This is a genomic window from Actinomadura miaoliensis (assembly GCF_039536785.1).
Classification (GTDB): Bacteria; Actinomycetota; Actinomycetes; order Streptosporangiales; family Streptosporangiaceae; genus Spirillospora; species Spirillospora miaoliensis.
Map to the genome: position 1 here is coordinate 85571 of NZ_BAAAZG010000014.1, position 9783 is coordinate 95353.

The window sequence follows — 9783 nt, forward strand, 5'->3', positions numbered from 1 at the left end:
GCGGCCGTCTCGGCCTGCCCGGCGCGGAAGTAGCGGGCGGAGGTGTCCAGCAGGGCGTGGTCGAGCAGCGCCTAGACCTGGGCGGGGTCGGCGCCGCCCTGGCGGAGGCAGATGGCGGAGCCGGTGCCGGCCCCGCGGCACCCCGCACATCGCGCCGCCTATGTACCGGCCGGCGGTGTGAGGCGGAACGGCCAGTAGGAAGCGGCCCTGGCGCTACGACGAGAAGACACCGCCGGGTCGGTCGGGCTCGGTGACCAGCGTTCATCAACCCGAACGCCGGAGTCTACGACCGCGACCTTCCATCTGGCGAGGGCTCGACCGTTCCCCTGTCCGGCACGGCCGGCCCGCGCCACCGTGGGCCCATGATCACCGTGCGTATCCCCGGGTCGCCCGCACCGCTCACCCTCGGCGCGCGGACCTGTGCCCTCGACCTGGATTCGTCCGGGTGCCGTCGCCGGCTGATCAAGAGCGCGCCCGTTACTGCCGTATTCCGGTGGCACCCGCAGAATCGCACCGGGCGCGGACATCGTCACCTCGGTGTCCTTCCGGACGCGTCCGCTTGGAAGGCAGTTGCTGCTGGATGTGGTGAGGCGGGCGGGGTCGGGGCAGGAGGAGGGCCATGAGCAGGCCGATCGCCATCGTGCCTGTCGCGATCAGGAACGAGACGCGGAAGCCGTGCATGGTCGGGACCGCGACCCCGTTCACGTCGTTCGCGGTGTCGGCGAGGACCGTGCCGATGACGGCGCTGGAGGCCGAGGAGCCGATCGAGCGCATCAGGGTGTTGAGGCCGTTGGCCGCGCCCGTCTCCGAGGCCTGGACAGCGCCGGTGATCAGGGCGGGGAGGGAGGAGTAGGCGAGGCCGATGCCCACGCCCAGGATCACCGTGATGACAAGGCTCTGCCAGGGGGCGCTCATCAGGCCGAGACCGGCCCCGTAGCCGATCGCGATGATCACCATGCCGAGGATCAGGGTGACCTTGGGGCTGTGCTTTGCGGACAGCCGGGCGTATACGGGGGCCGCGAGCATCATGGTCAGGCCGAGCGGCGCCATGCACAGGCCCGCGACCACCATTGACTGGCCGAGGCCGTGGCCAGCGGCCTTCGGCAGCTGGAGCAGCTGGGGAAGGACCAGCGAGACGACGAGAAAGGAGGCACCGACCATGATCGAGGCGAGGTTGGTGAAGAGCACGGCGGGGCGGGCCGTGGTGCGCAGGTTCACCAGCGGCGCCTTGACACCCAGCTCGATCACGCCCCACAGGGCGAGGACGACCGCCGCCGCGGCGAACGATCCGAGCGTGGTGCCGGAGGTCCAGCCCCAGTCGCCGCCCTTGGTGATCGGCAGCAGGAGGAGGACGAGGCTGGCGGACAGCCCGACCGCGCCGAGAACGTCGAAGGTGCCCTGCGCGCGGGTCGGGGATTCGGGGACGACGAGGAGGATGAGGGCGATGCAGAGGATGCCGAGGCCGGCGGCGCCGTAGAAGAGGGCGTGCCAGTCGGTGTGCTGGGCGACCAGGGCCGCGGCGGGCAGGGCGAGGCTGCCGCCGACACCCATGGAGGAGCTCACGAGGGCCATCGCCGAGCCGAGCCTCTCGCGGGGGAGCAGGTCGCGCAGCAGGCCGATACCGAGGGGTACCGCGCTCATCGCGAAGCCCTGGAGGGCCCGGCCTGCGATCATCGTGAGCAGGTCGCTGGTGAGGGCGCTGACGAGCGCGCCGATGACCATCACCGCGAGGCTGAGGATCAGCATGCCGCGCTTGCCGTGGAGGTCGCCGAGACGGCCCATGATCGGTGTGGCGACAGCGCCGGAGAGCAGGGTCGAGGTGATGACCCAGGTCGCGTTGCTCGGTTCGGTGCCCAGCAGTTGCGGCAGGTCTTTGATCACCGGGACCAGCAGGGTCTGCATCACCGAGACCACGATGCCCGTGAAGGCGAGCACCGGGACGAGGGCCCCGCTCGCTCTTGCCGTGGGCTGGTCGGTCGACGTGTGCGTCATGAAGAAGGCCTTCAGGCTGGGAGGTCGGGTGCGGGACGGCTCGTGGATTTCGACAGGCTGAGCTGGGTGGCGACGATCACGCCGTCCGCGGGGCTTCGCGGACGCGGGCGGTGAGCGGGGTGGGCCTGTGATCCACCTCGCGGTGATCGGCCTATGGCCCGCAGACTCGTGGATGGGACCACCCCGAACTGGCGGGGAGCCTCATCCGGTACCGAATGCGAAACGCCGGACCAAAGGCTCACTCGGAGACTGACGCCGTCTTCTTCGGGTCGGCTGCCGCCCAGGGGCCGAGGGCGAACCCGGCACCGTTCCGTCGGACTTCCAGGGCACCTGCACCGCCGAAGTGCGCGGGGACGAGCAGCTCCCGTTCATCAGCCGCCCTCCCGAGAATCCGCCGGCGGCTGACCACGGCTTGTTCCGGGGCCAGGCAGGCGTTGCTGTTGCAGCAGGGCTGGAGGATCTGCACCGGGCTGTGCAGCAGGTCTCCTACGAAAACAGCCCGGTCGCTCCCGGATGCGAGTCGCAGCACGGACGAGCCGGGGGTGTGCCCGGGCGCGGACTCCAGGGTGAGGTGTTCGTCGATGCGGTGGAAGCCGTCCCACAGCACAGCCTGTCCGGCCTCGTGGATGGGCGCGATGCTGTCTTCGTAGATCAGGCGGTCGACCTTCTGAGCGCCGTTGCCGTACGCGTTGTCGGGACCGTAATGGAAGTCGTCGGCGGCAGGGATGAGGTATTGGGCGTTGGGAAATGTCGGTACCCACTGCCCGTCCGCGTCGACGGTGTTCCAGCCGACGTGATCGACGTGGAGGTGGGTGTTGACGACGACGTCCACATCCTGCGGGCGAACACCGGCCCTCGCCAGAAGGCCGGGTAGATCACTCTGAGACTGGTGGAAGGGCCCCATGCCCGGTCGCTCGCGCCCGTTGCCCGCGCCGGTGTCGACCAGGACGGTCCGCCCACCGCTGCGCAGTACCCAGGTCTGCAGAGCGAGCACCGCCCGGTCGGTGTCCGGCTCCCAGTGGTCCGGTGCCAGCCAGTCCTCGTTGTCCTTCCACACCTCGGCGGCAAGGGCAGGGAACATGCCGGAGGTAGGCAGGAACGGTTCATGCCATTCAACGACCCGGATGACCTCGACGTCCCCCAGCACCATGCTCTGCACACGCTCGTTCTCGTTCGTCATGCGCTCGACCATAAGAACACCGAACGATCCTCTCAATGCGCGTCCAGCTCAATAAAATAAGAATCCGTCTCACGAATGATGCGGGAGATAACCTGGACGGATGGATGTGGTGAGCGACGCCATCTCCGCCGTGCACCTCGGGCACCCCTGGTTTCACCGAGTGCGGACGAGTGGGAGCTGGTGCGCGCGGCTGGACCCGTACGATGGCGCGGGCTTCTACGTCGTCCTGAAGGGAAGCAGTTGGCTGCTGACCGACGGCGGCGCCCCGGTGACTCTCGGCGTGGGTGACGCGGTGCTGCTGCCTCACGGCACAGGCCATGTGATCGCCGATTCCCCCATCGACACGGCGGTCGCGGAGGAGAAGGCAGTGCCGTTCGAGCAATGGCTCATGGGGACGGGGACGCGAGCCCGACCTGGTCGTGACGAGACGGAGCTGCTCTGCGGCAAGTACTGGCTCGACTGCAGCCGCATGCACCCGCTCATGGCGGAGTTGCCCGAGGTCGTCCACCTTCCCAGTCGAGTAGGCAGCCACCTCGAACTGCGTGCCGCGATCGATCTGCTCGCCGGTGAGCTGGACGAGGTGCGGCCCGGCTCCTGCGTGGCCCTCCCGAGCCTGCTCGACCTCCTCCTCGTCTACATGATCCGTTCCTGGATGACCGAGGCCACCAGCGGAGCATGGCCCACCGCATTGGGCGACCCGGTGACGGCCGCCGCCCTGCGGGCGATGCACTCGAAACCGGCCGCGCGGTGGAGCATCGACCGCCTGGCCGCGGAGGCGGGCGTCTCCCGTCCCACCCTGGCACGCCGGTTCACCACCCTGGTCGGCCGCCCTCCGATGGCGTACCTCACCTGGTGGCGCGTAATCCTTGCCGCCACCCTGCTACGCGACACCAAGGAGACCCTGGCCACCATCGCCGACCGAGTCGGCTACGGCAGCCCGTACGCGCTCTCACACGCCTTCGAAAGGGAGTTCGGCACCACACCGGGGCGATATCGAGCGAAGGCCGCAGAGCGCTCCGCTCCCACCGCAAGCCCTCAACCGACGTCAAAACAAGCTGACGTCGGAAACTCGGTCAGGCAGTGACTCCACAGTCATCGTGAAACGGCACTACCCGCAGTCGCGCAGACCTCGCCAGCCGACGGAGTGAAGACCTCCGCCAGTTCCCGCGTAGACACCGCCCGCATGAACCTCGGGTACGCCGTCCGGTCGATCGACGCGAGCATCCCTCGCTGATGGAGATGGCGAACTGCATCAGGTCGCGCCAGTGCCGTTCGATCAGCTTCCAGTCGACACGTTCCGGAGGCGATCCGGTCCATGGTCGACATCGCCGACAAGTACCTCGACGACTTCGAGCCGCTGGTCGTGCACGCCTGGCGGCGCCAACTCGCCGCCGCCGGGACCCGGGCGCTGGCCTCGGCCGCCACCCGCGACGGCCGCGAGACCGACCCGGCCGCGCCCGCCGCCCGCAGCCCCATCACGGTCGGCTTCGCCGACATGGGCCGGCGGGGTGCGCTCGCCGAACAGCTCGTCGATGTGCCGGTAGACCAGGTGGCCGCCGGCGCGGAAGAAGGTCGTGTCCTTGAAGCGCGGACGCGGGGCATCAGGTCGAACCCGAACGTGGCGAGGGTGAAGACCGGCGCGGACTGACCTTGGGGTGTCGGCGTGCACGGCGGTGGGCTGGACGTCGGAGTCGTTGGCCAGCAGGACCTCGATCAGGTGCACCGCCTCCCACACCCCGCAGGAAATGAATCGTGAGAAGAGCGCGACGCAGGTGTCGGCGACGTAGTGGTAGGCGATGCCGCCCACGCCCCGTACCGGATGGACGTCTCGGCCAGGAGGTTGTCGATTAGGTCTCCACCTGGGCGCCGTCAGCCGCGACTGCGGTCCCATCGCCCCACGCCTTCACCACATCCAGTTCGGCGGACGCGTTGACCACGGTGGCGATCGTCTTGATGTCGATGTGCCGGTTGCGGACCATCGACAGTTCCCGCGGCGACACCCGGGCGATGTGCTTGGCGGCCTCGTACGGGCCCATGTTCGCACCGCCGGTGAAGGTCGCCATGCAGTACCGGTCCAGCGGCTCTTCCCGGGCCCGCTCACCGAACACCGGACACGAGACACCGGGCACGGGACAGGGGCACAGGTCGGGACAGGCAGGTGAAGGGAGGCGCGGTCGGGGGACGGGGACCTCGACGTAGCCTTCTTTGATCTTCGGGTCGCTGCCGGAGGCCGGGCCGAAGTGGTGGTGCCCGCCCAGCCGGTGCGGGCCGCGACACGATCGACAGCAGCGACCGCTCGGGCGTCCGCCGCGCGGTCGCCTCGGCCGGCTGCTCGACCGTGGCCGGGGCAGCCGACCCGCGCCGGCGCTTGAGCGTCGGGACGCCACCCTCCCCGATCACCGGGTCGACGTTGTCGGCGTACCCGGCGTCCAACTCGGCGGCCTCCGAGATCACTTCGGAGGCGTTGTGAGGCTGGGCGATCCGCCGAGATGACGTCTGGTCCTGATGACAAAGGATCTTGAAAAGACGAACCGCAGGTCGGGATCATAACCCTGACCTGCGGTCTTATCTGTACCCCCGAGCGGATTCGAACCGCCGTTACCGCCTTGAGAGGGCGGCGTCCTAGGCCACTAGACGACGGGGGCCTGTCTTTTGTTCGGCCTCTGCGATCTCTCGCTCGGGCCTCGCCCAGCTTACCGGACGATCTCCCCTTGTTCGAACCGATTCTTGGTGAATCGCTCCGGACGGAGGGAGCGGGTCTGACCGATCGAGATCGGGGGGACCCAGCTGGGGTACCAGGACTCGAACCTAGACTAACTGAACCAGAATCAGTCGTGCTGCCGATTACACCATACCCCAGTGCGGTACGGCTCCCCGCCGGTGTGACCCGGCCGGTCGCTCGCGCCTCGAAGAGAATACAGGACCCGGGGACCGCGAACCAAAACGATTAGCCGGCCCCGGCCGGGGACATCGCGAAGAGCTCGAGCTGGACGCCGTCCGGGTCGCGGAAGCACAGGACGTGACCGAAGTCCGTCTCGGCGATCGGCGAGTGGGTGACGCCGAGGTCGGCGAGACGGTCCTGCCAGGCGCGCAGTTCGTCGAGGTCGGCGACGGCGAAGGCCAGGTGGTCCAGGCCGGTGCGGCGGTGGTCGAAGGGGGCGCCGTCGGCGTCGCGGTGCTGCTGGAAGCCGACGATGGTGGGGCCGGCGGGGTGCACGCAGATCGTCTCGAGCCGGTCGTCGCCGTCGAGGCGGGCGTACGGGGTGAAGCCGAGCACGTCGCCGTACCAGCGGACACTGGCGTCGCGGTCGCGGACCGACAGGGACAGATGGGACAGGCCGGTGATCCGCGGCACGGTGCCCTCCCGGAGAATGCTCTGGATCGGAGTATTGCCGACGATACTCCGGTTCGGAGTATCGTCAAGGGCGTGCTCACCACCACCTCGTACGCGGTCCTGGCCCTGCTCGGTGTGCGTCCCTGGACGACCTACGAGCTCAAGCAGCAGATGGACCGCAGCCTGCGGACGATGTGGCCGCGGGCGGCCAGCGTGCTGTACGAGGAGCCGAAGAAGCTGGTGGCGCACGGCCTGGCCCGCGGCCGCGTCGAGTACACCGGGCGGCGCCGCAGCACCGTGTACGAGATCACGCCGGAGGGGCGGCGGGCGCTGCGGGAGTGGCTGGACGAGCCGGGCGGGGCGGGGCCGGTGCTGGAGTTCGAGGCGCTGGTCAAGGTGGCGTTCGCCGACCACGGCGACCTGGCGCAGCTGCGCGCGACGCTGCGGGCGATCCGGGCCGACGCCGAACGGCGGATGGCCGCCACCGTCGAGCGCATGACCGAATACCGGACCACGGGCGGCCCGCACCCCGAGCGGCTGCCGATGATCGCGTTGACGGCGCGGCTGCTGCGCGAGCAGAACGAGGCGCTGCTGCGCTGGGCCGAATGGGCGGAGGCCGAGGCGGCGCGGTGGGAGGGCGTCACGCCCGAGACCGGCGCGCGGGTGCCTCCCGACGCGTTCAGCGACGGCTGAAGTCGGGTGGGCCCAGGTGGTCGTGGCCCCACTCGACCAGGGGCCGCAGCCGGCGCCAGGACTCGCGCACCCGGTGCACCACCTCGGGGGTGCCCATCCAGGGGTCGGCGGGCCAGCCGTGGTGGGCGTACAGGGAGCGATGCCGCAGCAGGTCCAGCCGGGGATGGTCGGCGGGGACGCCGCGCGGCCGGGTCTTGAGCCGGTCGCCCGCGATCTCCATGCCGGACGCGCGCAGCTCGTCCACGATCGCCTGGAGCAGCTTGCCGGGCGGCTCCTGCACGGCCTCCCGGTAGCGCCGCAGCTGCTCGGGGGTCGGCGCGTACATGCCGCCCGCCACCATCAGCCCGTCGGCGTCGATCTGGACGTAGAACCCGCCGACGTGCGCTCCCTGGTGGGTCTTGTACGGCGTTTTGTCCGGCGAGAACCGCAGGTCGCGGTAGGGGCGGAACAGCTTGGCCGGCCCGAACTCCTCCTCCAGCTCGGCGCACAGGGCCACCATGGGCTCGCGCACGCAACGCTCGTAGGCGTCGCGGTGCGCGGCCCAGTAGCTCTTGGAGTTGTCGGCGAGGAGCCCGGCGTAGAAGTCGAACGCCTCGTCGGGAAAGCCGGTGAACGTCACGGCGACCACCTCCCCCGGTACGACGGCGGGGACCACGCTACGCGCCGGGTACGACAGAACCGCTACTCGCGGGCCACCACGCGGTTGGTGAGCTCGCCGATGCCCTCCACGCGCACGGTGACCTCGTCGCCGATCTCCAGCGGGCCGACCCCGGCCGGGGTGCCGGTCAGGATGACGTCGCCGGGCAGCAGCGTCATGACCTGGCTGACGTACTCGACCAGCGCGGGAACGTCGTGCAGCAGCAGCGAGGTGCGGGCGTCCTGGCGGACCTCGCCGTTGACGGCGGTGGTGATGGCCAGGTCGGCGGGGTCGATCTCGGTCTCGATCCACGGGCCGAGCGGGCAGAAGGTGTCGAAGCCCTTGGCCCGCGTCCACTGCCCGTCCTTCTTCTGCAGGTCGCGGGCGGTGACGTCGTTGGCGCAGGTGTAGCCGAGGATCACCTCGGGAACGCGGGCGGCGGGCACCTCGCGGCACATCCGGCCGATCACCACGGCCAGCTCGCCCTCGTAGTCGACCCGCTGCGACAGCTTCTCGGGATAGGCGATCGCCTCGCCCGGGCCGATGACGGCGGTGGACGGCTTGGCGAAGATCACCGGCTCGGCGGGGGGCTCCCCGCCCATCTCCCGGGCGTGGTCGGCGTAGTTCTTGCCGATCGCGATGACCTTGCTGGGCAGGATCGGCGCCAGCAGCCGGACGTCGGCCAGCGGGTACCGCACGCCCGTGAAGGTCAGCTCACCGAACGGATGGGCCGCGACCGCGGCGACGGTGTTCTCTTCGACCACCCCGAAGGACATGCCCTCCTCGGTGGAGAACCTGGCGATGCGCATGTCCGGAAGCCTAGTACGGGTCCCGGGACGTCCCGTCCGGCAGGTCACCCGTCCGGACGGATCACCACAAAAGGTGCGGTCTACCCCTTGCGTACCGCGCCACGGCTACTGAGAACATGGACCGGCCGCCACCGGAAGGACGGACCGCCGCTCATGGCACATCCGAACCCGCGGGCTCGGGCCGAGCCCATCCAGCAGTCCACGATCGTCCGCAGCGACCGTGCCCACACCTTCGGGATGTTCGTCGGCCGCATCGGGGCGTGGTGGCCCCGCCGCACCTTCGCGATCGACGCCGACCGGGCCGCCGGGGTGCGCTTCGAGGAGGCCCTCGACGGCCGCGTCGGCGAGGTGTGGGAGGACGGCACCGAGCACGACTGGGGCCGCGTCGTCGCCTGGGACCCGCCCAGCCGGTTCGCGATCACCTGGCGGGTGCCGCCCGCCGACGGCACCGAGGTCGAGGTGCGGTTCGCGGCGCTCGGCCCCAACCTGACGCGCGTGGAACTGGAGCACCGCGGCTGGGACCGGCTGTCCGCCGAGCAGCGCGCCGAGGCCGGCGACCTCGGAGAGGACTGGCACCTGACCCTCGGCCGGTTCGCGGCCGCCGCCGAGGCCGCCGCCCGCGCGTTCTGACCACCGGAACGGCGGTCAGAAGCCGCACGGGGAACCGTTCACACGGCAGTTCTCGGGGCCGGAGGGAGTGCCCTCTGCGCCGAACCGCACCTCCCACGTGGCGCCGACCGGGATGGGCCGGGCGCCCTCGGCGTTCTGGATCTCCACCGTGGACCCGCCGCGCACCAGCCGTCCGCCCCAGATGTTCTTGACGTTGGCGCCGGGCGCGTCGAAGGTGATCCGCCAGTTCGTCAGCGGCCTGCCGGTCCGGTTGGTCACGGCGAACTCGCCCTCGAAGTAGCCGGGGTCCTGCTGGACGACCTGGTAGGTGATCCCTTCGCCGCGGACCATGGGGCCGGGCGGGGGCGCGGGCAGCGGAGGCGGCGCGGCGGTCGTGCCCGCGGACGGAGCGGCCCCGCCGGGCGCCGGCGCCTGCGAGGGCGGCGGCGCGGCCGCCCCGGGGGATGCGGACGGCGCCGGCTCCCCACCGGCCGGCGGCGACGACGGCGACGACGGCGGCGGGGTGCCG

Annotated in this window: 11 protein-coding genes, 2 tRNA genes and 1 pseudogene; 3 read left to right on the top strand and 11 right to left on the bottom strand. The window is 70.5% G+C overall.

Translation table 11 applies throughout. From position 1 onward, the window contains the following. Positions 1 to 477 precede the first annotated feature (477 nt). Both ABD811_RS12080 and ABD811_RS12085 read right to left on the bottom strand, forming a co-directional pair. Positions 478 to 1935, bottom strand: coding sequence for an MFS transporter (locus ABD811_RS12080; protein WP_344945405.1), 1458 nt, complete (start codon positions 1933 to 1935; stop codon positions 478 to 480). A 295-nt stretch (positions 1936 to 2230) separates the two neighbouring features. Further along, on the bottom strand, positions 2231 to 3172 hold the full coding sequence (locus ABD811_RS12085; protein ID WP_344945407.1) for an MBL fold metallo-hydrolase: 942 nt from the start codon (positions 3170 to 3172) through the stop codon (positions 2231 to 2233). Positions 3173 to 3272: 100 nt separating this feature from the next. Between ABD811_RS12085 and ABD811_RS12090 the strand changes: the two genes are divergently transcribed. After that, positions 3273 to 4256 (top strand): AraC family transcriptional regulator, encoded by a 984-nt coding sequence (locus ABD811_RS12090; protein ID WP_344945409.1) that lies wholly within the window; start codon positions 3273 to 3275, stop codon positions 4254 to 4256. Positions 4257 to 4448: 192 nt separating this feature from the next. On the opposite strand, the gene ABD811_RS43945 is transcribed toward ABD811_RS12090, so the two are convergent. The 6 genes and pseudogenes from ABD811_RS43945 to ABD811_RS12115 form a co-directional block, all read right to left on the bottom strand. Next, positions 4449 to 5063 (bottom strand): Tn3 family transposase, encoded by a 615-nt coding sequence (locus tag ABD811_RS43945; RefSeq protein WP_425549395.1) that lies wholly within the window; start codon positions 5061 to 5063, stop codon positions 4449 to 4451. Then, a complete protein-coding gene (locus ABD811_RS12100; RefSeq protein WP_344945412.1) occupies positions 5020 to 5301 on the bottom strand; it encodes a Tn3 family transposase in 282 nt (93 codons plus the stop codon). The genes ABD811_RS43945 and ABD811_RS12100 overlap by 44 nt, the downstream gene beginning before the upstream one ends. Before the next feature lie 78 nt (positions 5302 to 5379). Continuing rightward, positions 5380 to 5641 (bottom strand): annotated as a pseudogene (locus ABD811_RS43950) (hypothetical protein); the annotation flags it as partial. A 103-nt stretch (positions 5642 to 5744) separates the two neighbouring features. Then, positions 5745 to 5817, bottom strand: a tRNA-Glu gene (locus tag ABD811_RS12105). Positions 5818 to 5959: 142 nt separating this feature from the next. Next, positions 5960 to 6031, bottom strand: a tRNA-Gln gene (locus ABD811_RS12110). Between the two features lie 88 nt (positions 6032 to 6119). Further along, positions 6120 to 6527, bottom strand: coding sequence for a VOC family protein (locus ABD811_RS12115; RefSeq protein ID WP_344945414.1), 408 nt, complete (start codon positions 6525 to 6527; stop codon positions 6120 to 6122). A gap of 72 nt (positions 6528 to 6599) precedes the next feature. On the opposite strand from ABD811_RS12115, the gene ABD811_RS12120 reads away from it, so the two are divergent. Beyond that, positions 6600 to 7199, top strand: a complete 600-nt coding sequence (locus tag ABD811_RS12120; protein ID WP_344945415.1) for a helix-turn-helix transcriptional regulator — start codon at positions 6600 to 6602, stop codon at positions 7197 to 7199. On the opposite strand, the gene ABD811_RS12125 is transcribed toward ABD811_RS12120, so the two are convergent. Further along, positions 7186 to 7818 carry a DUF2461 domain-containing protein gene (locus tag ABD811_RS12125; RefSeq protein WP_344945417.1) on the bottom strand — a complete coding sequence of 211 codons (633 nt, stop codon included), beginning with the start codon at positions 7816 to 7818 and terminating at the stop codon, positions 7186 to 7188. The genes ABD811_RS12120 and ABD811_RS12125 overlap by 14 nt on opposite strands. Before the next feature lie 62 nt (positions 7819 to 7880). Then, complete coding sequence (locus tag ABD811_RS12130) at positions 7881 to 8645, bottom strand: fumarylacetoacetate hydrolase family protein (RefSeq protein WP_344945418.1); 765 nt, start codon at positions 8643 to 8645, stop codon at positions 7881 to 7883. A 153-nt stretch (positions 8646 to 8798) separates the two neighbouring features. Here ABD811_RS12130 and ABD811_RS12135 point away from each other — a divergent pair, with 153 nt between their 5' ends. Next, positions 8799 to 9275 (top strand): SRPBCC domain-containing protein, encoded by a 477-nt coding sequence (locus ABD811_RS12135; RefSeq protein WP_344945420.1) that lies wholly within the window; start codon positions 8799 to 8801, stop codon positions 9273 to 9275. Between the two features lie 15 nt (positions 9276 to 9290). Here the strand turns inward: ABD811_RS12135 and ABD811_RS12140 are convergent. Then, positions 9291 to 9783 (bottom strand): cellulose binding domain-containing protein (locus ABD811_RS12140; RefSeq protein ID WP_344945422.1); only part of this gene is annotated, 493 nt, incomplete at its 5' end.

Excerpts from the sequence above, each read along its gene's own strand:
- ABD811_RS12085 (WP_344945407.1), bottom strand. The coding sequence starts at position 3,172 with ATGACGAACGAGAACGAGCGTGTGCAGAGCATGGTGCTGGGGGACGTC.
- ABD811_RS12090 (WP_344945409.1), top strand. The coding sequence starts at position 3,273 with ATGGATGTGGTGAGCGACGCCATCTCCGCCGTGCACCTCGGGCACCCC.
- ABD811_RS43945 (WP_425549395.1), bottom strand. The coding sequence starts at position 5,063 with ATGGGACCGCAGTCGCGGCTGACGGCGCCCAGGTGGAGACCTAATCGA.
- ABD811_RS12130 (WP_344945418.1), bottom strand. The coding sequence starts at position 8,645 with ATGCGCATCGCCAGGTTCTCCACCGAGGAGGGCATGTCCTTCGGGGTG.
- ABD811_RS12135 (WP_344945420.1), top strand. The coding sequence starts at position 8,799 with ATGGCACATCCGAACCCGCGGGCTCGGGCCGAGCCCATCCAGCAGTCC.